This window comes from Stenotrophomonas sp. YJH_SMC_29 (genome assembly GCF_059371235.1).
Genome location: NZ_JCAFUK010000023.1, coordinates 41,838 through 64,959 on the forward strand (window position 1 = coordinate 41,838; position 23,122 = coordinate 64,959).

General features: G+C 66.4%; 24 protein-coding genes. 9 read left to right on the plus strand and 15 right to left on the minus strand.

Annotation, left to right across the window (positions count from 1 at the left end):
* Positions 1–102: 102 nt before the first annotated feature.
* Positions 103–489, plus strand: coding sequence for a DUF2628 domain-containing protein (locus AC5P9I_RS19400; RefSeq protein ID WP_046432666.1), 387 nt, complete (start codon positions 103–105; stop codon positions 487–489).
* A 78-nt stretch (positions 490–567) separates the two neighbouring features.
* On the opposite strand, the gene AC5P9I_RS19405 is transcribed toward AC5P9I_RS19400, so the two are convergent.
* The 3 genes from AC5P9I_RS19405 to AC5P9I_RS19415 form a co-directional block, all read right to left on the minus strand.
* Complete coding sequence (locus tag AC5P9I_RS19405) at positions 568–3,099, minus strand: methyl-accepting chemotaxis protein (protein WP_049471027.1); 2,532 nt, start codon at positions 3,097–3,099, stop codon at positions 568–570.
* 211 nt (positions 3,100–3,310) lie between these two features.
* Positions 3,311–4,207: an NAD-dependent epimerase/dehydratase family protein gene (locus tag AC5P9I_RS19410; protein WP_049471026.1), complete on the minus strand. Its 897-nt coding sequence runs from the start codon at positions 4,205–4,207 to the stop codon at positions 3,311–3,313.
* A 98-nt stretch (positions 4,208–4,305) separates the two neighbouring features.
* Complete coding sequence (locus AC5P9I_RS19415) at positions 4,306–5,217, minus strand: S41 family peptidase (RefSeq protein WP_049471025.1); 912 nt, start codon at positions 5,215–5,217, stop codon at positions 4,306–4,308.
* A gap of 49 nt (positions 5,218–5,266) precedes the next feature.
* Here AC5P9I_RS19415 and AC5P9I_RS19420 point away from each other — a divergent pair, with 49 nt between their 5' ends.
* On the plus strand, positions 5,267–5,731 hold the full coding sequence (locus AC5P9I_RS19420; protein ID WP_049471023.1) for a MarR family winged helix-turn-helix transcriptional regulator: 465 nt from the start codon (positions 5,267–5,269) through the stop codon (positions 5,729–5,731).
* 4 nt (positions 5,732–5,735) lie between these two features.
* Here AC5P9I_RS19420 and AC5P9I_RS19425 read toward each other — a convergent pair whose 3' ends face one another.
* Entirely contained in the window at positions 5,736–7,220 is a 1,485-nt protein-coding gene (locus AC5P9I_RS19425) for a DUF4434 domain-containing protein (RefSeq protein WP_049471022.1), read from the minus strand.
* A gap of 194 nt (positions 7,221–7,414) precedes the next feature.
* On the opposite strand from AC5P9I_RS19425, the gene AC5P9I_RS19430 reads away from it, so the two are divergent.
* The gene (locus tag AC5P9I_RS19430; RefSeq protein WP_049471020.1) at positions 7,415–7,720 is read left to right on the plus strand and encodes a KGG domain-containing protein; all 306 of its coding nucleotides are present in this window, start codon (positions 7,415–7,417) and stop codon (positions 7,718–7,720) included.
* 10 nt (positions 7,721–7,730) lie between these two features.
* On the opposite strand, the gene AC5P9I_RS19435 is transcribed toward AC5P9I_RS19430, so the two are convergent.
* A complete protein-coding gene (locus AC5P9I_RS19435; RefSeq protein ID WP_049471018.1) occupies positions 7,731–9,203 on the minus strand; it encodes an MFS transporter in 1,473 nt (490 codons plus the stop codon).
* Between the two features lie 125 nt (positions 9,204–9,328).
* Here AC5P9I_RS19435 and AC5P9I_RS19440 point away from each other — a divergent pair, with 125 nt between their 5' ends.
* Positions 9,329–9,958 (plus strand): TetR/AcrR family transcriptional regulator, encoded by a 630-nt coding sequence (locus AC5P9I_RS19440; protein ID WP_049471016.1) that lies wholly within the window; start codon positions 9,329–9,331, stop codon positions 9,956–9,958.
* A gap of 15 nt (positions 9,959–9,973) precedes the next feature.
* On the opposite strand, the gene AC5P9I_RS19445 is transcribed toward AC5P9I_RS19440, so the two are convergent.
* The 3 genes from AC5P9I_RS19445 to AC5P9I_RS19455 all read right to left on the minus strand — a co-directional run bounded on the left by AC5P9I_RS19445 (position 9,974) and on the right by AC5P9I_RS19455 (position 11,239).
* A complete protein-coding gene (locus AC5P9I_RS19445) occupies positions 9,974–10,324 on the minus strand; it encodes a VOC family protein (protein WP_049471015.1) in 351 nt (116 codons plus the stop codon).
* 104 nt (positions 10,325–10,428) lie between these two features.
* Positions 10,429–10,629 (minus strand): hypothetical protein, encoded by a 201-nt coding sequence (locus AC5P9I_RS19450; RefSeq protein ID WP_049471046.1) that lies wholly within the window; start codon positions 10,627–10,629, stop codon positions 10,429–10,431.
* 91 nt (positions 10,630–10,720) lie between these two features.
* Positions 10,721–11,239: an SLOG cluster 4 domain-containing protein gene (locus AC5P9I_RS19455; RefSeq protein WP_049471014.1), complete on the minus strand. Its 519-nt coding sequence runs from the start codon at positions 11,237–11,239 to the stop codon at positions 10,721–10,723.
* A gap of 175 nt (positions 11,240–11,414) precedes the next feature.
* Here AC5P9I_RS19455 and AC5P9I_RS19460 point away from each other — a divergent pair, with 175 nt between their 5' ends.
* Complete coding sequence (locus tag AC5P9I_RS19460) at positions 11,415–14,771, plus strand: autotransporter domain-containing protein (RefSeq protein WP_049471011.1); 3,357 nt, start codon at positions 11,415–11,417, stop codon at positions 14,769–14,771.
* A 139-nt stretch (positions 14,772–14,910) separates the two neighbouring features.
* Here the strand turns inward: AC5P9I_RS19460 and AC5P9I_RS19465 are convergent, their stop codons facing one another.
* The gene (locus AC5P9I_RS19465; protein WP_014648535.1) at positions 14,911–15,363 is read right to left on the minus strand and encodes a PA2169 family four-helix-bundle protein; all 453 of its coding nucleotides are present in this window, start codon (positions 15,361–15,363) and stop codon (positions 14,911–14,913) included.
* 472 nt (positions 15,364–15,835) lie between these two features.
* Here AC5P9I_RS19465 and AC5P9I_RS19470 point away from each other — a divergent pair, with 472 nt between their 5' ends.
* A complete protein-coding gene (locus AC5P9I_RS19470) occupies positions 15,836–16,477 on the plus strand; it encodes a glutathione S-transferase family protein (protein WP_049471009.1) in 642 nt (213 codons plus the stop codon).
* Between the two features lie 22 nt (positions 16,478–16,499).
* Here AC5P9I_RS19470 and AC5P9I_RS19475 read toward each other — a convergent pair whose 3' ends face one another.
* On the minus strand, positions 16,500–16,907 hold the full coding sequence (locus AC5P9I_RS19475; RefSeq protein WP_049471007.1) for a hypothetical protein: 408 nt from the start codon (positions 16,905–16,907) through the stop codon (positions 16,500–16,502).
* Between the two features lie 8 nt (positions 16,908–16,915).
* Positions 16,916–17,335, minus strand: a complete 420-nt coding sequence (locus tag AC5P9I_RS19480) for an H-NS histone family protein (RefSeq protein ID WP_049471004.1) — start codon at positions 17,333–17,335, stop codon at positions 16,916–16,918.
* Positions 17,336–17,457: 122 nt separating this feature from the next.
* On the opposite strand from AC5P9I_RS19480, the gene AC5P9I_RS19485 reads away from it, so the two are divergent.
* Together AC5P9I_RS19485 and AC5P9I_RS19490 are read left to right on the plus strand one after the other, a co-directional pair.
* Positions 17,458–17,856, plus strand: a complete 399-nt coding sequence (locus tag AC5P9I_RS19485) for a DoxX family protein (protein WP_049471003.1) — start codon at positions 17,458–17,460, stop codon at positions 17,854–17,856.
* A gap of 121 nt (positions 17,857–17,977) precedes the next feature.
* Entirely contained in the window at positions 17,978–18,808 is an 831-nt protein-coding gene (locus tag AC5P9I_RS19490) for an alpha/beta fold hydrolase (RefSeq protein WP_049471000.1), read from the plus strand.
* A 93-nt stretch (positions 18,809–18,901) separates the two neighbouring features.
* Here AC5P9I_RS19490 and AC5P9I_RS19495 read toward each other — a convergent pair whose 3' ends face one another.
* The gene (locus AC5P9I_RS19495; RefSeq protein WP_154803407.1) at positions 18,902–19,249 is read right to left on the minus strand and encodes a hypothetical protein; all 348 of its coding nucleotides are present in this window, start codon (positions 19,247–19,249) and stop codon (positions 18,902–18,904) included.
* A 225-nt stretch (positions 19,250–19,474) separates the two neighbouring features.
* Here AC5P9I_RS19495 and AC5P9I_RS19500 point away from each other — a divergent pair, with 225 nt between their 5' ends.
* Positions 19,475–20,035, plus strand: coding sequence for a fasciclin domain-containing protein (locus tag AC5P9I_RS19500; protein ID WP_049470998.1), 561 nt, complete (start codon positions 19,475–19,477; stop codon positions 20,033–20,035).
* Positions 20,036–20,113: 78 nt separating this feature from the next.
* On the opposite strand, the gene AC5P9I_RS19505 is transcribed toward AC5P9I_RS19500, so the two are convergent.
* The 3 genes from AC5P9I_RS19505 to AC5P9I_RS19515 all read right to left on the minus strand — a co-directional run.
* Positions 20,114–20,593 (minus strand): hypothetical protein, encoded by a 480-nt coding sequence (locus AC5P9I_RS19505; protein WP_231353133.1) that lies wholly within the window; start codon positions 20,591–20,593, stop codon positions 20,114–20,116.
* Positions 20,594–20,876: 283 nt separating this feature from the next.
* On the minus strand, positions 20,877–21,737 hold the full coding sequence (locus tag AC5P9I_RS19510) for a hypothetical protein (protein ID WP_197589531.1): 861 nt from the start codon (positions 21,735–21,737) through the stop codon (positions 20,877–20,879).
* 823 nt (positions 21,738–22,560) lie between these two features.
* On the minus strand, positions 22,561–23,122 hold a 562-nt coding region (locus AC5P9I_RS19515), incomplete at its 5' end, for a phage portal protein (RefSeq protein WP_495217394.1).

The following is a 23,122-nucleotide window of genomic DNA, read 5'->3' on the forward strand; positions in this document are numbered from 1 at the left end:
CGTGGAACATGGCACGCGTCACATTTTTGACGGCAGCCCTTGGATCCTGAATAGGACTTGCCTTATCATGAAAACGTTTTCTCACAGGGATGTTTCCCCAAAATGAATACCACTGACCTGTCCCAGTTCAGCCCGAAGTGGCAGTTCCGCTTCAACTTCTTCCGCCAGCATGGCGCCCCCAAGAATCCCGGTTTCAAGCAGGCCTGGAAGGCGCTGTCGTTCGGTGACCGCCTGAAGATCAACCTGAACTTCTTCGCGTTGTTCTTCGGTGCGATCTACCTGTTGATCCTGGGCATGTGGCGCAAGGCGCTGGTGGTCATCGGCATCAACATCGCGCTGGCCATCATCAGCATGTTCCTTCCCGACGTCGTCGGGCGCATGCTGTTCATCGCGATGAATCTGCTGGTCGCCTCCAGCACCAACTACAGCTACTACCTGGAGAAGGTGGAGGGTCGCGCCAGCTGGAACCCGTTTGAAGGAATGTTCTAAGCCATCAGACCGGCGCAGGGATGCGCGGCAAGGATGCAACCGACGCCCGGCCCCCGCCGGGCGTCTTCATTTGTGCGATCAGGCCGCGCGGCGTGCCACGACCGCCGGCTCGGCCTGCAGCCGGAAGCGCGACACCGCCACCGCCAGCTGCTCGGCCTGCTCCTCCATCGCACGCGCGGCGGCACTGGCTTCCTCCACCAGCGCGGCGTTCTGCTGGGTGGTTTCGTCCATCTGCACCACGGTCTGGTTGACCTGCTCGATGCCGGCCGACTGCTCGCGCGAGGCGGCCGAGATCTCGGCCATGATCTCGTTGACCCGACCGACCTGGCCGACGATGTCCTGCATGGTGCGCCCCGCGCCGTGTACCAGCTGCGCGCCGGCACCGACCTGGGCCACCGAGGCGTCGATCAGCGCCTTGATCTCCTTCGCGGCACCTGCCGAGCGCTGCGCCAGCGCGCGCACTTCACTGGCGACCACGGCGAAGCCACGGCCCTGCTCACCGGCGCGCGCCGCTTCCACTGCTGCGTTCAGCGCCAGGATGTTGGTCTGGAATGCAATGCCATCGATCACCGAGATGATTTCGGCAATGCGCTGCGAGGACGCTTCGATCTGTTCCATGGTGTGCACCACCTGGCTGACCACCTGCCCGCCTTCGCTGGCCACGCCCGCCGCGGAACCGGCGAGGGTGTTGGCCTGCAGCGCATGCTCGGCATTCTGGCGCACGGTGGAGGTCAGCTCTTCCATCGACGCAGCCGTTTCTTCCAGGTTGGCCGCCTGCTGTTCGGTGCGGCGCGACAGGTCGCTGTTGCCGGCCGCAATCTCACCGGCGGCCAGGCGGATGCTGGCCGCCGACTGCTGGATCTGGCCGACAATCTGGGTCAGCTGCTGCACGGTGCTGTTGGCATCGTCGCGCATCACCGCGAACACCCCGTGGAAGTCCCCCTGCATGCGGGTGCTGAGGTCACCGGCGGCGATCGCGCGCAGCAGCGTGGACAGCGCAGCCAGGTTGTGGTCGCTCACCTCCATCATGGTGTTCAGGGTTTCGACCATGCGGCGGAAGTCATGGTCGAAGCGCAGCGCATCACCGCGCACCGCGAAATCACCGGCGGCCGCCGCGGCGGCCAGCTGCTGGATCTGCTCGTTGATCGCGGCCAGGTTGTGCTTGGTGGTTGCCATTGCGGCGGTGAACACCGCCTTCTCGCCCGGCAGCGCTTCCATGTCCACACTGAGGTCGCCCACGGCATAACGCTGCATGACGTCCACCAGGCGCTGGGTGACGGCGTTGCTGGAGGCCACCAGCTGGTTGCTGTCGGCCACCATGCGGCCATATTCGCCCGGGAACGCTGCCGCATCCATGCGGTAGCTGAGTTCACCGGCATCGTGGCGGCGCGCCATTTCGGCCTGCGCAGCCATCACCGACTGCAGCTGGCCGCGCATGCCCTGCATCGCGTCCAGCAGCCGCCCCACTTCGTCATTGCTGCGCGCCGGCAGTGCGCTGTCCAGCTTGCCGGCCGCGACGTCACCGGCCACGCGCACGGCTTCAGCCAGCGGACGGATCGCCAGGCGGCGCAGCAGCACATACACGCCGGCGCTGAGGGTCAGCGCGGCGACCACGCCGACCAGCAGGGTCAGCCACAGCAGCTGGCGCGCTTCTGCCACGATCACCGCGTGCGGCACCACCACGCCCAGCGCGAAGCGCTGCGGGGCGTCGCCCACGCGCAGCGGCACATACACGCGCACGTTGCCGGCCGCATCGGGGCTGAAGGCCTCGAACGGGCGGTCGGCGGCAATCTCGGCCAGCATGCTGCGGGTCAATGCATCACTGCGCGGCTTGCCGATCTCGGCGGCATTGGCCGAGGCCAGCACCACGCCCTTGGGCGAGAGCAGTTCGACACGACCGGCCCCCATCGGCTTCAGCGTGGCCAGGTGCTTCTGCAACGCTGCCAGCGAGAAGTCGACGGTGAACACACCCAGGAACCTGCCGTTCTCGATGATCGGCGTGCTCAGCGTGCTCATCAGCACCTGCTGCCCGGCGATGTCATAGGCATACGGTTCACTGACTTTCGGCAGCTTGTCGCGGCTGGGCCCCATGTACCAGTCACCCGATCCGCTGGCGGTCTCGGTGTAATCGGTCATCACCGACTGCTGCGGCTTGCCCTCCTGCCAGGCCCAGTAGCTCATGTAGCGACCGGTGGCATCGTGCGCCTCGGTGTTGACGAACTCGGCATCCTTGCCGTCGAAGGCATCGGCCTCCCACATGGTGCTCTTGCCCAGCCATTCGGGATGGCTGCGCAGCTGCTCGCCGAGCACCGCCGCCAGGCTGGCGCGGTCGGGCACGTCACCACGGGCGCGCTGGGCCAGCACGCTTTCAACCATGGCATCGTTGCTGGCGAAGGCGGTGCCCAGATCGGCCGCCACCTGGCGCGCTTCGGCGGTCGCCTCGCTGGTCATGGTCTGCCGCGAGGCATTGATCAGGCTGGTGCTGGCCTGGCGATAGATCAGGAACGCGGTCAGGCCGAAGCACAGCAGTGCGATGGCGGCGGTGCCCAGCATCAGCTTGTGGGCGATGCTGCCCGGGCGGCGGGCAGCGGCGGAACGGGAAGAAGGCATGGGAGGGTCCACAAGGCAGTTCAGGACGACCGGCACCCCGAGGGCACCGCGCAGGCGCGCGATCCGTCGCGCAGGCCACCGGCCGCCGGGGGGCCCCGGCGCTGGAAGCGCACCGGGTTAGCGGCCGCCCGCCAACGAGGTTGAGGCAACCCGCCTGGATATTCCTGAATCTGCTCAGGGTCGGGTCAGCGGCCCGTCCCTGCCGACGCCTTCATTCGGCCACGCGGTCCTTGAGCCACTGCGCGCGCGGCAGTACCTCGATGCTGCCGACGGCGTACTGCTGCAGCACCTCGTCCGGCCCGAAGCTCGGCTGCCAGCCCAGCACGCTGCGCAGGCGGGCACTGTCGTAGACGCGGTCGATGCTCAATGGCAATGGCCAGCCACGGCGCTCGAACTCGGCCAGCAGCTGCGGTGCGCGGCGGGCCAGCACGCTGCGCGGATGGGTGGCCAGTTCCAGGCAGTCCTCGCGGCGGAACGGCGTCGGCGCACAGGCGAGGTAGCGTGCGAACCCTGTGCCGTCGTGGTCAAGCAGCAGCGCGGCATGTGCGCTGGCCACATCGCGCGCGTCGATGCCGCGATGCAGGCGGAACATTGCCATGCGTTCGGGCGGCTCGGGGAAACAGCGGCCCATGCGCAGCACGCGAACGCTGAAGCCCGGCGCGGCAGCGGCTTCGGCCAGGGTCTCGGCCTGCAGCTTGGTGCGGTGGTAGATCGTGCGCGGCAGCGGTTCGGTGTCTTCGTCGATCCAACGGCAGCCGCCGGCCACCACCGCGTGGCCGTACAGGGCGGTGGTGCTGGTCAGCACGAAGCGCCGTGCACCGGCGTCGCGCGCCGCCTGCAGCAGGTGTGCGGTGGCCTCCACATTGATCTGCTGGAACACCGTATCCGGCACCAGGCCGACATGCGGGGCATGCAGGGCCGCAGTATGGATGACTGCGTCCACGCCGCGAACCGCACGCGCGACGGCCTGGCGATCGGTGACATCGGCAACGATGCGCGTGGTCGCGAACGGGCTGCGGTCCAGGCCCACCACCTCGTGGGTGGCCGCCAGCGCACCGAAGATCGCGCGCCCGATGCGCCCGGAACTGCCGGTCAACAGAATCTTCATTGAGTCCATTCACTCGAAGCGCCCGGGAACTACCGGGATGCTTCGATTCTAGGCACGCATCCGCGCGTCTGCGAGAGCATGGCCACGCAATGCTGCGTTCATCGTGACGACTTTGCCGGCGCCAGCAGTTGCCGTGCGATGAACAGCGGGTCGTCGCCGCCAGCAATATCGGGCCTTACGCCGGTTCGTTCCCAGTTGCCGCCGGTGCGCAGGTTGATCGGTTGCCGGTCGGGAATGCTGATCTGATAGCCATCGGGCAGCAGCACAGGATCACCAAACATATGCGCGGCACCTCCGCTGCGCGTGCCGACGATGTGGGCACGGCCCAACGCCTGCAGTGAATAGGCAACGAACTCGGCCGCCGAGCCGGTGCGGCGGTCGATCAGCACCACCAACGGTTTCAGGTACGCGGGCAGGCTCGCCGGAGGCAGCGGTACCGGCGTGCGCCGGCCGCGCCGGTCCAGCTGCTGCACCGCGTCGATCTTCGTGTCCAGTAGCGTGCGTACCAGCAGGTCCGCGCTGCCGTCGTCGCCGCCCCCGTTCTGGCGCAGGTCCAGCACCAGCCCATCGGTGTCGGCCAGCAGCGTGAAGGCCGCCGCGAGCTTCGGCCGGGCCAGATCCAGCGGATAGAAGGTGCTCAGCCGCAGGTAGCCGACGTTGCCCTCCAACACCCGGACCTCGCGCACGCCGGCACCATCGACGCGGGCATCGGCGCGCCAGGCCATCAGCCAGTCGTCCTGGCCGGCCGCTGCGTCCACGCGTTCAACGTGGAAGTGGCCGTCGAAGCGGTCCAGGTCCTGGTTCAGGCGTGCACTGAAGGCCACAGGATCGGCACAGCTGCCCGCATAGCGCTGCTGCGCCGCCCAGGTGCGCAGGGCATCGGCGATACGGGCGCCCTCCGCCTCGTCCAGGTACTGCGCCTGCACGGCGCTGGCCGCCGCCTGCAGCACCGCATCCTGCGCCGGGCAGGCCGCGCCCAGCAGCGCACCGAGCATCCAGGAGAACGCCATGACCCACCCTGCATTGAAGATATGTAAGCGCTTATATATCATCCCGGTGATGGATCTCCAACACGCCACGCTGGGCACCCTGCTGCGCGCCCTGCTCGACCAGCTGGACCCTGCGGTGGAGCAGGCCTACCGGGACCTGCAGCTGGACTACCGCCCCCGCTACACGCCGGTACTGCGCACGCTGATGGCACAGGGCCCCAGCCGGATCAAGGACCTGGCACTGGCCTGCGGGCTGAGCCATTCGGCGCTCAGCCAGACGGTGGCGGCGATGGTGCGCGACGGTTGGCTGCACGCCGCCAACGGCGAGGATGGGCGCGAACGCATCCTGGAGCTGAGCCCGCGCGCGCAGCGGGCGCTGCCTGCGCTGCAGGCGCAATGGCAGGCCACCGCGCGTGCGGCGCGCAGCCTCGATGCCGATCTGGGGCAGTCGCTGGAGCAGGTACTGCGCGAAGCGCTTGCCGCGCTCGAACAGCGCCCCTTCGCCCAGCGCCTGCAGGACGCGCGCTGGCGCTGAGGCGCTACTGCTCGGCGGCCATCTCGATTTCGCTGACGAAGGTCCAGCTGCCGTTGGTCACGCGCAGCTCCAGCGTGCGGCATAGCGCGGCCAGCGGCACTGCATTGCCGAGTACATACTCCTCTTCGGTCGAACCCATCACGCCGGCCTGGGTGAAGGGTGCCGACAGCGAGCCGATCGAAACGGCGGCAGTTCCCGGCTCGGCGCACATCACCTCCACCGATGTCGGCGTGACGATGCCCCAGGCCGGGCGCGTCAGGGTGTGCAGGCCGATCCAGTCCACCCGCCGGCGCTGGCCGAGGTCGAGGGTGATGCTGAGGTTGCCGTGCACGCCGACCCAGCCCGCGTCCATCGGATTGCGCGGGTCGCCCACACGGCGGTCGAACAGCTCGTGGCCGCTGCTGTCGGGATAGCTGGCCGCCGGCGCCACGCTGTAGTGGTAGGTGGTCTGCAGCGGATCGACGATGTACGACGCACCCAGGCCATACAGGCCGCGATAGGTGTTCATCATCCGCGGCGCCTCGCCGTAGCCCTGGCCGGGGCCGACCACTTCGGACAGGTGGTACTGGTTGAGCCAGGCAACGCGCTTGCCAGCCGAGCGCGCACTCCACAACTGCTGGTTGATGCGCTGCACCGACGCCGGCCGGTAGGCACCGGACAGGCCGTTGCCGGTGTCCAGGAACAGCGGGCTGCCATGGTTGAACAGTTCGATGTCGGCCCACAGGCCACTGGCCCCCAGCTGCGCCGACAAGGCCTGGTAGTACTGCTCGGTGCTGTAGCCGGGTCGATCCCACTGGAACAGTTTCGCGTACGGCGCCGCGCCGATGCCGTCCTGCCAGATCTGCACGTCGACGCCCGTGGCCGCACGGAACCGCAGCGCAGCGCTGGCCACACTGGCCGGATCGACGCTGGAGGATGCCAGGTAGGGCGCCACCATCACCGGCCGGGAGGGCGTCGCCGCCTTCAGTGCGGAGACGACCGCGCGGTAGAAGGACGCGCGCTCGGCCGGCACCTGCGCAGGCTCATCGGTGATGTACCAGCCGGCGAATGCCGGATGCGCCGCGTACTGCTGGGCCAGCTGCGCCATCGACTGCGCGGCATCCTGCGCCACCGCTGCGGCATTCGATCCCTGCCAGAACGTCGCACACTGGCCCGAACTGTAGGTGGTGCCGACCACGACTTTCATCCCACGTGCTGCGGCGGCGTCCAGCACCGTGCCCAGCTTGGCCGGGAAGCCGGCGATCCATTCGAAATCCTGCGTACTGCCGGCACAGCCTACGCCAGCCCGGGTGGCGCGGGTCTGGCCGATGATGAGCGTGTCATTGCCCAGATCCTGCAGCTCGTCGAGGAACATCGGCAGCTGTGCCGCCGGCAGTTGCTCATCGCTGGCCGAATAGCCGAAGTGGACGAAACTGCCGCTCAGCAGTGCGTTGTCCGCGTGCGCCGGCGCAGCGCAGGCCAACAGGGCGAGCCATCCAAATCGGTTCATGGTGTCCCTTCCTGGCCGGGCATCCATCCGGCGTGCGGGCTCCATCCTAGCAAGGCGGCGCTCACGCGCCGCCATGTAGCGCGGCCATGAACGCGCGCGCGACGCAGCGTGAAGGCAAGGCCACCGGTGCGGACACTGCCTTAGCCACGTAGCGGCAAGGATGAGCTTCCTTTCCATGCACCGGGAGAATTCACATGGCTGACCAGCGTCACGGCACCTCCCACCGTGGCTTCGCCTCGATGGACCAGGACAAGCAGCGCGCGATCGCCGCCAAGGGGGGACGCGCCGCCCACGCCTCCGGCAACGCACATGAATTCAGCCCGGCGGAGGCGCGCGAAGCGGGCCGCAAGGGTGGCGAGGCAATCAGCCGCAACCGCCAGCACATGGCCGCGATCGGCCGCGAAGGCGGGCACGCGCGCCATGCCAATGCACGGCGGCAACAGCAGCAGGCGGCCGAACCCGCGCCAGCGACCTCGACGCCGCAGCGTCAGCAGGGTTGAGCCCGTCGGTTCAGCCCGGCTTGCGGTGCCGGTAGAGCGCAAACGCCGCCAGCAGGGCCAGCACGCCGGCGACCGTCATTGCCCAGCCGAAACCGCTGGCCATCGCGCTGCGGTACCACGCCTGGGCCTGCGATCCTGGCAGCGGCAACGCCGGGTACAGGATGAGTGCGCGGGCCTGCGCAGCCATCGCAGGCTGCCCGGACGCCTGCGCGGCCGCAGCGAACTGCTGCACGGCGCGCAGGCCCATCAGGCTGCCCAGCAGCGCAATGCCCAGGCTCATGCCGGCCTGGCGCAGCGCGTTCATCGTGGCCGACGCAATGCCAGCACGTTCGACCGGTACGCATGACATCACCGCCATGCCGGTCGCCGGTACCGCCAGCCCCATGCCAGTGCCGAGCAGCATCAGCAGGGCGCTGGCCTGGCCGTGCGCTGTGGTCGGCCCGAACGTGGCAATCGCACACAGCGCCATGCCGGTCAGTGCATAGCCCGCCACCAGCGCGGTACGCAGCCCGATCCACGCCGCCAGCCGGCCGAACAGCAGCGACACCACCGCCATCAGGACGAACTGCGGTACCAGCTGCGCACCGGCCTGCGCAGCCCCGTGTCCCTGCGCCTGCTGGAAGAACAGCGACAGGAAGAACAGGCTGGCATAGGCGGTGAATCCGAGCACGAACGAGGCCAGGTTGAGCACGCCAAAACCCGGTATCGCCAACAGGTCCAGCGGCAGCAGCGGCCGCGCCACCCGGCGCTCGACCCGGCCAAACAGTGCCAGGCCCGCAGCCGCGATGCCGAGCGCCAGCAGGGTTGCAGGTGCCAGCAGGCCGTGCTCGCCGATGGCGATCAGGCCATAGCTCAGTGCAGCCAGCGCGACAATGCTCAGCAGTTGCCCGGCCGGATCCAGCGCGGCGTGCTGCGGATGCCGTCGCTCTGGAATGCCCCAGGCCCCCAGCGCGAGTGCAAGCAGGCCCAGCGGCAGGTTGATCAGGAAGATGCCAGGCCAGCCGGCGCGCTGGACCAGTTCGCCTCCCAGCAGCGGCCCCAGCACCAGCGCCAGCGCACTGAACGCCGACCAGCCCCCGATCACGCGCGCACGCGCACGCGCTTCGGGAAACGCATGGCTGAGGATCGGCATCGCACTCGGGATCAGCAGGGCGCCGGCCACACCCTGCACCGCGCGCCCCGCCACCAGTGCGGAAAGACTCCCTGCGCAGGCACACAGCAGCGAGCCCACGGTGAAGGTCGCCACGCTGAGCAGCCACATGCGGCGGTGGCCATAGCGGTCACCCAGCGGCCCCGCCGACAGCATCACTGCGGACAGGGCGATGGCATAGGCGTTGATCACCCACTGCAGCCCGGCCATGTCGGTGTGCAGTGCCTGCTGCAGCGTCGGCAGCGCGACGTTGACGATGCTGATGTCCAGCGAGGCGAGGAAGGTGCCCAGGTAGGCCGCCAGCACCAGGGCCGGCCGTCGGAAGCGTTGCATGTGCGGATGCCGGGAAAGAGCGTGCGCGCATCGTAGTTTGATGACTGACCGTCAGTCAATGACCGACGGTCAGTCATTGCCGGAGGAAGGCTAGAATGGCGACCGTCGCCCCCGGACCCCGCCCCATGCCGATTCCCGCAGTCGCCAGGCCGCGCACCAAACCCGCTGAAACCCGCCAGGAAGAGCTGATGGACGCCGCGCAGGCCCTGTTCCTGTCACAGGGCGTGGAAGCGACCACCATCAGTGACATCGTGGCCTCCGCCGACGTGGCCAAGGGCACGTTCTATACCTACTTCGCCTCGCGCACTGAGATCCTGCAGGCGCTGGCGCAGCGCTACACACAGCGGTTCATGGCCGAAGTCGACCAGGCCGTGCAGCAGCATCCAGCCCATGATGGCGTGGCCCGGCTGCGCGCCTGGATCCGCGCCAACATCGAGATCTATGTGCGCACGCACGCGCTGCACGACGTCGTGTACCCCAACCATCACCACCACCAGCGCGGCAACGCCGAGCGCAACGCGATCCAGCAGCAGCTGCTTGGCATCCTCGAAGCCGGTGTACAGGCGGGTCTGTGGCAGCTGCCGGCACCGCAGGTCACCGCCTCGCTGATCTATGCCGGCGTGCACGGCGCCACCGACGACCTGATCGCTGTGCCGTCGCAGGACGCAGAGGTGTTCATTGCGGCGGTGGTGGCCGATTGCCTGCGCATGGTCGGCGTGTCGCCGGCCCCGAAGCGTGGCGGCACCCGTCGCTGAAGCGCTCGCCGTCGCTCAGGCGTGGGCGAGGATGTTCAGCAACCGACCGAACGGGTCGCGGACGAAGAAGCGGCGCACGCCCCAGGGCTCGTCGACGGGGCCATACTCCACCGCCACCCCGGCCGCGCGCACGCGCTCCAGTACCTCCTGCAGGTCGTCCACTTCGATCGACAGGTCCGGCACCGGTGTGCCGGAACCTCCTTCGCTGGCGAAGCTGATCTGGGCGGGGGCACTGCCCTGCCCGCCGTGGGTGACGATCCAGCCATGGTCCATCACCACTGGCATGTCCAGCAGTTCGCTGTAGAACGCTGCCGCACGCGCCGGATCAGACGTGGCGATGTTGGCGACGACGCGCTTGACGGCCATGTTCCACTCCACCGGGAAGGAAGCGTCGAGACTGCCCGACCTTGCGCACGAACAGAAGAGCCCCGTCATGGACGGGGCCCGTCATCAGCCGATCATGGCTGGGCTTACACCGCGCCGCAGCGCTCCATGACACATCGATCGTATTCGTACTGGCATTCCATGGCATCACCCCCACCGGCCACACACGCCTGGTAGGCCTTCCAGCAGGGCAGATCGCAGGGCTGGACCGGTCCGGCCACGGCCACCGAGCCGCTGCAGGCCAACGCGAACACAGCACCGGCGATCACTTTCCTGAAAGTACGCATCGACATCACTCCTTGATAAGCCTGGTGAGCCCAGGCCAGGCCACCATAGCGCTGCACGCAGGACGTCGGGTGAAGGCGGCTGCGGCTCGACTCAGTGTTGCAGCAGACCCAGCACACGCAGCTGCGCGGCCAGCTCATCCAGGTTGCGCCACGGCAGGATCGGCGAATTGCCGCGCTCGTCCGGCGGGTTGTCCGGCAGCGCGTCGGACCAGCCGCCGGCCCCGACAAGCGGCAACAGCGGCCGCTTGTGCAGCCACGCCAGGCAGACCTCCGAGATCGTACCGGCGCGCCCGCCGATGACGATGCAGGCATCGCCGGCCAGGGCCATGATCAGGTTGCGCGCATCGCCCATGCCACAGGGCACCACCACCGTCGCCGGCCAGTCGGCCGGCGGCATGCTGCTCTCCGGAATGACGCTGAGCACCTGGCCACCAGCGGCGATTGCCTGCTCGGCAGCCACGCGCGTAGCCGCACTGCCACACCCACTGACGACCGTGATGCCCTGGATGGCCAGGAAACGCCCTGCTTCCGCTGCGCGCTCGAACGCGTCGCTGCCAGGGTCTGCGCTACCCAATATCGCCACCTGTGGTTTACGGACGGCTTTCTCCATGGACGGCTCCAACACCTCGACAAAAAAGAGTCACGGTGCGCTGCCCGGCGGAGCCGCCGCAGATGCCCGTCACAGAACATTAACACGTTCATAAAATTATCTTCACATCAATGGGGGATGTCGCCCTGCCTTGCCGTTAACGGCCTTGTTGTCCGTCAACCAAGGAAGTTGTCCGATGAATCACCCGCTGTATGGCCGTTCGTCCCGCTCCCTGTCGCACCGCCCGCTGGCGCTTGCCGTCGCCAGCTCGCTGCTGCTGGCCACCGCACTGCCAGCCATGGCCAGCGAATCACTCGATGCCTGGCAGCAGCAGCGCCAGCTGCAGGCCGCGTGGGCGCAGCCGACGAACACCTCCGCCGAGGCGTCCGTTGCTCAGGCGCTGCCGACCGCAGCCACCCCGTCTGCGGTTCTCGGCACCCCCGGCGATCCCGCCAGCTGGCGCAGCGACGAATTCAACGCCGATTGGGGCCTGGCTGCGATGGGCGCGGATTACGCCTATGCACGCGGCCTGACCGGCAAGGGCGTACGCTTGGCGCTGTTCGATTCGGGCTCCGCGCTGGCGCATCCGGAGTTTGCAGGACGCAATACCTCCAGCATCACCATCGGCGCCAACTGTGCGACGCCGGGTGTGGTCGCAGGTGCTGGCGCCTGCGAACAGACCCGCGGTGAACAACCCGGCTACAACTACTATGGTCTCGGCGCGGGCGTTCCGGCCGCACTCGCAGCACGCCTGATCGCTGCCGGCCAGCCTTACGGCTTCAGCTATGCCGACCATGGCACCCACGTACTGGGCACCATCGGCGCCAACCGCGATGGCAAGGGCATGCACGGCGTGGCGTTCGGTGCGAACCTCACCGCCGCCCGCGTGTTCGGCGACACCTACTACGAGTGGCGCCTGGACCCCGACAATTTCTATCGCCCGCGCGCGCTGTACCGCACCGATCCGGATGACGCCGCGACCCTGGACATGTATGCGCAGATCCAGGCGCAGGGCGTACGCGCCATCAACCACAGCTGGGGCATTTCCACGCGCAACATGACCGCCGCCGCGCTGGACCAGCAGTACGCCAACATCGGTGCCGACTATGGCGTGTATGGCAGCATCTACGCCAGCAACGGCGACACCCCGGGCTCGACCCTCATCCAGGTGTGGTCGGCCGGCAATGGCAGTGGTGCGGTCGCCGGTATCACGGCCTCGATGCCGCGCTGGAAGCCCGAACTGGAGCCCTACTGGCTGGCCGTGGCCAACGTGCGCCGGCCCAACGCGGCCGCCGGGGAAACCGACTACGTCATTGATGGCAGCTCCAGCATCTGCGGCGTTGCGGCCAACTGGTGCATCTCGGCACCCGGCACCGACATCGTCAGCACGATCGTTTCCGGCGATATCCAGGGCCGCGTCGAGAACACCTCCGCTTACGTGCGGCTGATCATCGACAGCGAGAACACCCAGTACGTCTACGGCACGAAGACCGGCACGTCGATGGCGGCGCCGCACATCACCGGCGCGCTCGGCCTGCTGATGGAGCGCTTCCCTTACCTGGACAACGCCCAGGTCCGCGACGTGCTGCTGACCACCGCGCGCGACCTTGGCGCGCCGGGGATCGACCCGATCTACGGCTGGGGCATGGTCGACCTGCGCAAGGCCATCGAAGGCTACGGCTCGCTGCGCGTGGACACCAACGTGGTGATGAACCAGAAGGCCGGTGGCCTGAAGGTCTGGGAAGGCGATGCCTGGGACAACTGGACCAACGACATCGGCGGCCCCGGCAAGCTGACCAAGTCCGGCATCGGTTGGCTGCGCCTGAGCGGCAACAACCGCTTCAACGGCGCGGTGCTGCGCGAGGGCACGCTGGAGTTGAACGGCACCAACACGCTCACCTCGGCGGTCGAGGTGCAGGGCGGCCAGTTCCTGCTGAACGGCAGCCTGGTCTCCACCGCGCTGACCACCACCGGGGGCGTCAGCACGGTCAGCGCCAGTGGCGCGCTGAAGAACAGCAACCTGGTGGTCAACGGCGGCGTGGTGTCCTTCAACGGCACGCAGACCGGCGGCACCACCACGGTCGGCGCCAACGGCCTGCTGAAGGGCGTCGGCACGCTCGGCAACACCCGCGTCGACGGCATCATCGCGCCGGGCAACTCGATCGGCACGCTGACCATCAACGGCAACTACGTGCAGGGCGCCACCGGCGTGTATGCGGCGGAGCTGGCCCCGGGTGGCCGCAGTGACCAGCTGCACGTGACCGGCACCGCCACCCTCGGCGGCACCCTGGTCGCACTGCCGGAACCGGGTGTGTACTACCTCGGCGAACAGTTCAACTTCCTGCGTGCCGACGGTGGCATCAGCGGCCAGTTCGCCAGGACCGACTTCAGCGCGTTCTCGCCCTTCCTGCAGTTCAGCCTGGCCTACGGCGCCAATGGCACGCGTATCGAGGTCGCCCGTGGCGCCTCGCTGACCACGGCTGCCAACACCCCCAACCAGCGTGCCGTGGCAGCGGCGGCCGACCTGCTGCCGATCGCCCAGGGCCTGCCCAAGCCGCTGACCCAGCTGTTCCCGCAGCAGATCCACGGCGTGCTCGACGGTCTCAGCGGCGAGCTGCATCCGGCCACGGCCATCGCCTTGGTCGAGGGCAGCCGCTACGTGCGCGATGCCGCGTTGTCACGCCGTGCCGGTGTCGCCGCGCCCGGTACGGACGCCGGTGATGCGACGGGTGCGTGGGTGCAGGCCATCGGTGGCAACAGCACGCTGGACGGTGACTACAACACCGCCCGCACCGAAGCCAACAGCAACGGCCTGCTGGTCGGCCTCGACCGCGAGTTCTCCGGCTGGCAGGTTGGCGTGCTGGCCGGGACCGGCCGTACCGACGTCAAGCAGCAGGACCGCCGCGCCAAGTCGAAGATCGACAACACGCACTTCGGTGCCTATGCCAGCCACACCTGGGGCGGCTTCGGCCTGCGCGGTGGTGTGGCGTGGAGCAAGCACGAGGTGAAGAGTACGCGTGAGGTCGCCTTCGCAGGTTTCAGTGACAGCCTCAGCGCGCGTTACGACGCCCGCACCCGCCAGGCCTTCATCGAAGCCGGCTACCGCTTCGGTGGCCCGGAGGCCGGGCTGGAACCGTACCTGCAGGTGGCGCGTGTCGAAGTGGACCTCAAGCGCGTCAACGAACGCGGTGGAGCAGCGGCACTGCAGGGCAAGGTGGACGATACCGGAACCACCATCGCCACCGCCGGCGTGCGCTTCGACAAGGGGCTGAAGGCTTCGTTCCAGCAGGAGAGCTGGCTGCACCTGCGCGGTGGCGTCGGCTATCGCCGCGCCTCCGGTGATCGCAGCCAGGTCGCCAACCTGGCCTTCGCCAACGGCAGCACGACGTTTGCGGTCAACGGTGCACCGATCGCCGACAACGCGGTGGTCGCCGAGCTGGGCCTGTCGGCCTGGCTGACCGCGCGCCAGCAGCTGGAGCTGGGCTACAGCGGCCAGTTCGGCAGCGAAAGCCGCGACCACGGCGCCCAAGCACGGTGGTCGGTGCGCTTCTGATTCCGAAGCCGCGTCTGGTTGAACGATCGGGGTGGCCGGAAGGCCACCCCACTTTCTTGCCACGTACCGCAAAAAAAAATGCCGGAGCAGCGTACTGCTCCGGCTTCGGCGACTCAGCGGAAGCAGCCGCTAAGAACGATCAGGCTGCCTTCATGGCGTGCTTTCGAGCACGCATCACGTTGTGGCATTCCTGCACTTCCGGCAGCAGCTGGGTCACTTCCTGGCGCACCGCCGGCGGAAGCTCGTTGTCCTGCAGCACGTCCTTGAACGCGCCCAGCAGGCGGTCTTCGGATTCTTCCAGCTCGGCCACGTAGCCGTAGTTGGTGTCACCGAAGGCGGCGCGGACCTTGCCATAGAACTGCTGCATGGAACCCACCACGGTGCCGTGTTCGGCCGGCTTGCCACCGCTGGCGGCAACCGAACCGCTCAGTGCGGCGACGATGCGGCCCTTGACCCCGGCGATGCGGGTGAACAGCGCCGACAGCTCGGCATCCTTCACCTTGGTAGCAGCCTCTTCGTAGAACGACTTGCCGTCACGAGCGATTTCGATCAGGTCGTTGAGGCGATGTTCGATGGTGGACTGGGTGCTCATGGCGTTGCTCCTGTTTCGTCGTTTCGGGGGAGAAAAGCAGCCTCGACTGCGCTGCCTGTGGGGTCACTGTGGACATGCCCGTGTGGTTCGCGGGTGAGCAGCGATTGATGCGCAGATCACTTCACCCAACCCGCACTGACTGCTTCACGTCAGAGCGGCATGCCGTTCACGGCGCGTGCCCGCGCAGCCTCACCAGGGAATGAACAGGATGATCAGGACGATCACCAGCACGGCGGCGAGCGCCGCCAGGAGGATGTTGCGCTGGCGTCCACTGGGCTTGGGTTTACCGGGAGTATTCATGCCTACCTGCCTGTAGCTACGGATGACCCCGGCAGCTTGATGAATCCGCGCCCGTGCTCCCGTGCAGAACGCGTGCAGGCGACGTGCACGTCGCCAGCGCCGGTGTCGATTCCCGGCCCGCCCGTTCGTCGGATCATGAAAGCCCCTCCCTTGCCGACCCGAGCGTGTACCCGTGCTTCCCGTGCTCACCGCCTTTGCCAACTCCCCCGACCGCGGCCAGGGCCTGGCCCGGGACATGCGCGTGCGCTGGGCACTGGAGGAACTGGAGGTGCCCTACGACGTGCACCTGCTCACCTTCGCTGAGCTGAAGCAGCCCGCGCACCTGGCCAGGCATCCATTCGGGCAGATTCCGACGTGGCAGGAGGGCAGCCAGACCCTGTTCGAATCCGGCGCCATCGTCCTGCACCTGGCCGAACGGCACGCCGGCCTGCTGCCACGCGAGCCCGACGCCCGCACGCGCGCGATCATGTGGCTGTTCGCCGCGCTGAACACGGTGGAGCCGCCGATTGTCGAACGCTCCATGGCCTGGGTACTGGAGCGCGAACAGCCGTGGTACGCACAGCGGCTACCGATGCTCGATGAGCGGGTCCGGACCCGGCTGGCGCAGCTGTCGACGTGGTTGGCCAGGAGCCCATGGCTGGACGGCGAATTCAGTGTAGGTGACCTGATGATGGTCTCGGTGCTGCTGCGGCTGAACAGCAGCGGGCTGCTCGACCCGTACCCACAGGTGGCCGCCTACGCGGACCGGGCGACGCAGCGGCCCGCCTACCAGCGGGCCTTCGCCGCGCAGCTGGCGGTGTTCCAGAACGCCTAGCGCTGCGCCCCGCGTCGAGGCATCACTGCAGCCTGCGCCGGCACGCCGCCTGCACCAGCATCAACTGCGCCATCAGAATCAGCATCGCACAGCCCGACAGCAGCCAGGGGTCGATGTACCACTGCTCGTTGAAGCGGAAGTCGCCCGCGGAAATGCGTTTCCAGCCGTTGAAGTGCTGCATCGCCGCCACCACGAAGGCGAACGCGCCGCTGGTGTACGACAGCCAGGGCACCACGATGCCGCCCGGTCGCGCGAACAGCGTCAGCACGCCCACAATGCCGATCACCGTGCGCTGCACCCGGCAGTAGGGGCAGACATAGGCCATCCCGCTCCATTCCACCGCCCAGGCGAGCAGACTGACCAGCACGGCCGCGGCTGCGGCGGTGTACAGGGCCCTGGGCGCGATCGTCATGCCTGCATCATCTGCCATGCCGCGGTTCAGTCCTTCTTGAAGACCGTGCGCTTGCCGATGGGGCTGCTCTTGCGCGCCGTCGGCCGGGCCAGGCCGGGAATGAGGAAGTCGGTGACCTTGTGACCCTTCTGCACCTTGGACGCCAGCCATCGCGGCATGCGGCCACGTCCGGACCAGGTGAGCCGCTTGTACTCCGGATCGCGGTACTTGGCCGCCACCTTGCCAGTCCTGCGCCGCGCGGGCTTGGCGCCGGGTGCGGGCGCGTCGACCGCCTCTGCGCCGAACAGTTCGTCCAGGGTATAGCCGGCTTCGGCAGCGGCGGCCTTCAGCATCCGCCGCACCGCAGCGGCCGGACGGCGACGGGAAACAAGCTGTTTCCGCTGTTCGGCGGCAACCACCAGGGCACCCAGCTCGCGAAGGCTGAGCGATTCGATATCGATCGTCATGCAGGAAAGGTCCACCGGGGGCGTGGTGGCTGTCAAGACACGGCGGCGGCCCCGCCTGCACACAGGCTTCACCGGACGTGGGCTCCGATCGCCTTCGCCAGCCATCCTCAGAGGACCTCGACGTGAGCCACGCATCGCATTCGCTTGCCTATCTGCTTGCGCGCATCCTGCTGATGGCGCTGTTCCTCGTCTCCGGGCTCGGCAAGCTGGGTGATCTCAGTGGCACCCAGGGCTACATGGAAGCCATGGGTGTGCCCGGCATCCTGCTATGGCCGACCATTGCCTTCGAGATCGGCAGTGGCCTGTGCATCCTGCTCGGCTTCCAGACCCGGCTGGTGTCGATCGTGCTGGCAGGTTTCAGCCTGGTCACCGCCGCCATCTTCCACCACAACCTCGCCGACCCGACCCAGCAGATCATGTTCCTGAAGAACCTGGGCCTGGCCGGTGGATTCCTGCTGCTGGCCTGCACCGGTGCAGGGCGCTACAGCGTGGATGGGCGCGGTCGGCGCGCGCAGCGGTAACAGCAGCGGCACGCCAGGCGTTGCGCACAGGGCGCCGCGCAGCGCTGCCTGCAATGGAGTCGGTCGCGGTGATGGCCGCTACGCCGGACGCTCCCCAACTCCCAACAGCGAGGAACCTGAAATGGCTACGGTTACCACCCGAGACGGTGTCGAGATCTTCTACAAGGATTGGGGTCCGCGTGACGCCAAGGTCATTCATTTCCATCACGGCTGGCCGCTTACCTCCGACGACTGGGACGCGCAGATGCTGTTCTTCGTCAACAAGGGATACCGCGTGGTCGCGCACGACCGCCGCGGGCATGGGCGCTCCAGCCAGGTGTCGGATGGCCATGACATGGATCACTACGCCGACGATGTTGCGGCCGTGGTCGAGACACTGGGAACCCAGGGAGCGATGCATGTCGGCCATTCCACCGGCGGTGGCCAGGTGGTCCGCTACATCGCACGCCACGGCGAGAAGAATGTGTCCAAGGCCGTGCTGATCAGCTCGGTGCCACCGTTGATGGTCAAGACTGCAGCAAATCCGCAGGGCACGCCCAAGGCCGTCTTCGACGATTTCCAGGCGCAACTGGCGGCCAACCGTGCGCAGTTCTACCACGACGTGCCGGCAGGCCCGTTCTATGGTTACAACCGCCCGGGCGCGAAGCCCTCGGACGCGGTGATCTGGAACTGGTGGCGACAGGGCATGCAGGGCTCGGCGAAGGCGCACTACGACGGCATCGTTGCCTTCTCGCAGACCGATTTCACCGAAGACCTGAAGGGCATTTCCATTCCCGTCCTGGTGATCCATGGCGACGATGACCAGGTGGTGCCATACGCCGACTCCGGCGTACTTTCCGCAAAGCTGGTGAAGAACGGCAAGCTGATCACCTACGAAGGTGCACCGCACGGCATTCCGACCACGCACGCGGACCGGATCAACGCCGACCTGCTGGCCTTCCTGGAAAGCTGATCGAAGATGTCCGGGAAGGGCGTCGGCCTTTCCCGGACGCCGGCGGCGCGCACCTCTCCGATCTGCGGAGCCTGCAGCAGCATTCTTAATTCTTCAGCATTGGATCGCGCGCGCTTCGTGCCATGCGAGCGGCAAAGCAGCATGATGGGCGGCCATACAAACCCAGGGCGATCGTTCATCTTCATGCGTGACATCGGACAGTTCTACGTAATCAGCGTCGAGGGAGTGACGCGGGCAGACGGCACACTCCTGCAGGTCACCCGGATCGATTGCTCCTGCATCAGGTGTTCCCGGCAGTTCAGGGCCATCCCCAACCATGGTCTTGTCGATCTCGACGGTGCGGCCGCGCTCAGCTGCCCCACCTGCGGCAATCACCAGTCTGTCAGCCGCGCACGGCTCGAAGAACTCAGCCAACGCAACGGCGAATAGCCCGCGCTTCATGCACTCCGCGGCGTCGACACGCCCGATATCCGTTGGACCCGTGCAGGGTTCGCGGGTTCGGCCGCGGCAGATCATTGCCCCATGCAACGGGAATTCACTTGCTTTTTACAACGCGCGACTTTTCCTGCGGATCCGCATCCAGAGCGCTCTGCCTGCATCCAGCGACCTCGCCCACGCGTATGTAGGATGCCCGCGCCTTGCGGGCATCCCATAAAGGAACGCGCCGTGAAAGCTCTTCAGCGGATAGCCGCCACCGTAAGCTTCGCCGTACTCGTTTCAGCCACGTCCACGAGCTTCGCCGCCAATACCGTGATGGTCGGCGGCGCCGAGATGTATCCCACCAAGACCATTGTCCAGAACGCCATCAACTCCAAGGACCACACGACCCTGGTCGCTGCGGTCAAGGCGGCCGGCCTGGTCGACACGCTCAATGGAGCCGGCCCCTTCACCGTTTTCGCGCCGACCAATGCAGCCTTCGACAAGCTTCCCGCAGGTACCGTTGATACGCTGGTGAAGCCCGAAAACAAGGCGCAACTGACCAAGATCCTGACCTACCATGTTGTACCGGGCAACTACAGCGCTGCGCAGCTGCTGGCCGACGCCCGGAAGCACGGCGGCAAGGCCACGCTGAAGACCGTTGAAGGTGAACCGCTCACGGTCGCCCTGCATGACGGCAAGCTGTGGGTCATCGATGCCAAGGGTGGCAAGGCCGGCATCAGCATTGCCGATGTTGGCCAGTCCAATGGCGTGATCCATGTGATCGATACGGTGTTGATGCCGAAGTAGGTGCAGGCAGCGGGAAGACGGCATGGCGGCAGTCGCGCTGCGGCTGCCGCTGCTGCCGTGCAGGCATGCCGTTAGCCGTCAGAAGAAGATGCCCGCTTGATCGACAGTTGCGAGTGGACTGGCCTTCCGCACCGCCTCCAGGAACAGCAGGAAATCGCGGTTGAACAGTGTCAGGTTGGTGGTGAAGCGCACGCAGCGCCTGCCCGATGCGCGGCTGAAATCCACCTGCCAGACATAGCGTCCGTAGATGACGTCGGAGGTTCGCCTGACCGCAATGATCTGCGTGAGAGGAACCGCCGTGGGCACCGCGCCCCGCTGCAGATGGAACGCCTCTGCATCAAAGAGGTAGTGCTCACGATCCTCTTTCCCGTCGATCATGACCAGGGTCATGGAGCGCTTGGAGATTCGGCGCGGAGCGCTCACCTGCAACCCTGATGCCAATGCGGCACGGGCGTGCCGTGCGCCGCGTCGATGGAGAAACACGATCGCCGCCAGCGGAAGCGCCGCGAGGACACTGAAGCCTGCCGTCTTCAGAACAACGTCCAGTGTATGCGGCACATGAACCTCCCGGATGATCTTCAGCGCGCGCGCCCTGGCCGGCGTCCTGCACACGCACCGGCAGCCGCCGCAGGCTGTGGCTGTCACGACGTGCCAGTGAAACCACCGTGCAAGCGCTGACGTTTCCGGGCGGCACGAAAAAAGCGCCGGGGTGGAGCCTGAGTGCCAATTTCTTGGTGGGCCCACCATCACCCACATTCGCCGCGAAGAACTTTGGCAGCGGGACGTCTACGGGAGAATTGAGCAAATGGTTACCGCCATTGTTACCGCCAGACGCCACCCACTAGTCCGCTCCGCTGGGATGAAAGCGCTCGATCTGCATAGATTCAGCGTAAAGCGTATCGCTAGTGAAGAACGCCGAAGCAATCAGATGCATTTCATCAATGGAGATATCGCCATCGAGTCGAAAGTGCTTCTTGTAGACGTCACCCAGTACTTTCTCTGATCTCCAAAGTAGCGTGTCTAGATCCACACCACTGTAGGAGATTGAAGCACCATCCAAATGCACTACGCCTCCTTCAAAGTCAGGGGACATGCAGTGCAGATACAGAGCCGTGTTCGGGTTGTCCTTGCCAGGCGTGTACTCCCATGCTTCAAGCTGCACAAGTCGCCCCTGATCGATGCTTGCCACTGGACGGATGTGAGTCAGCAAGGAATGGGGATGTCCGGCCATGTCCTCCTGTGGCAAATAGTACTTCGCTTTGACGAGGCCCTCAGTCAGAGCAATCTCCACCGCCCTGCTGAAGCTAGGACCGAACACATGTTTAGCGCCCGAGATCGCAGGGAGGCAAACAGCCCGGAATGACGCGCCGTGCCACAGATGCGGCATATCAACAAGCTGGTCAATGACAGCTGAAGCTTCTTCCACCGGGAACACTCTGATCCTGGGGTCCGCCGCCAATGACAGAACGTAGAAGTCGTTGCTCCGCGATACCTGAACCTCGTTGAAGGGCAACAGCCCGTCCCTAGCCGTAAGCCGCGGCGCAACCAATTTCTCGAAGTCACTTACATTCGCAAGATAGTCCTTCATCTTGCGGCCCTCAAAGTACCCTGCTTGTCGCACGCGCGCTCCCTCCGACTCATCTACTGCAGTCCACACTGATGCTGGCATCGCCGCAAGAGTTGTGCCGTCGAGGCCCTCCATGCACCGAGTCGCATCCTCTCACTAAAGCCAGTTCGGCTTGAAAATTTAAGCATACTAGCCGCCGCCCGCCATCCCCCGCGCGCACTTGTCTCCCCGCCACACCTGCGCACTTCATAGGGTGCTTTTTCTGCGCTACCTGCACACGGGCCAGTGGCAGGCCCAGCAAGGCTATTGGGGGCACTGAGGGGTCGTGCGGCCACCTGCGAATCCCTGCACCAAAGGGGGTGATTGGTGAGGAGTTGAGGGGGTCGGATGGATGCCAGACGTGCAGTCGCCAGAGAATGGAGGCAAGAGGCCATCCAATAGCGTCCAAGAAGAAAGCACCACTACTTACAGTGTTTCAGGAAAGCTATGAAATGGGGTTGTGGAACACTTTTTTGGTTACAGCCCCTGTCCGGGCACTGTCGCTCCTCCCCCGCTGCCGCTTCTCCTGTCTCCCAACGGTCTTGCCGGTATCACTGCTGCCTTGTCGCCTGCCATTTCCTGCTTGAGAATTCTGACTCACTGTTATTGCTGGTTACATTGGTACGCTGGTTACAGCGCGATTGCAACTCATACATATCAATAACTTACGCGTGATTGAAGAGCGTACCAGTCGTTGAGCAAGACTGGTTGCACTGGTTACATCCATCGCCGTAGAAGCCCATGACCTGCCGGTGCGGCCCAGGCATCGCACTGACGGAATGACGTGACGAGCCGTTCCCCCGGCACAGCGTCACTACGGCTGCACCCATCACGAATTGCTCCCTCGAAACGCAAGTAGGCCGCCCCTGGGCGGCCTACTTGGTCAGCTCGGATCGGCGCCAGCTCACCTGGCAAGCCGTCAGGGTGCTACAGGCACCAGGTCAAACGGGGCGAACGTAATGACCTCCTCGCCGAGCCACTCGTTGACCATGGCCATCCGCGATTGCAGGGGTGCCAGTTCCATCGACGCCCAAACCGTGGCCGCATCCCGAATCGAACCGAATCCACCCGCATTTTGGGGGACGATACCCAGCAGCTGCGGGGGGATACGCAGCGCGGCCAGAATGTCATCACGGGTCACGCGCTTGATTCCGGTGAACTCATCCTTTGCGGCCACTTCGCTGATCGGGATCAGCTGCAATCCGTCCTTCTTGCCGTTGGGCGAGTGCACGAACAGGTTGCGGAAATTGCCCGGCCCACGCGAGTCTCGCAGAGCCTCACGCAGCGCATCCACGTCCATGCCCTCTGGCTGCGGGTCGGTCATGTAGAGGATGAACCCAGCGTGCGAGCCGTTGGTGTAGTACCTGCGGCGGAACAACGTGGCCGATTCGTTGAGCAGCGCCGACTGAACCACGGCCAGCCACTCCGGCAACCCGTAGATTTCCTGATCAGTATCGGCCTCGCGCAGCTGGTGCACAGAG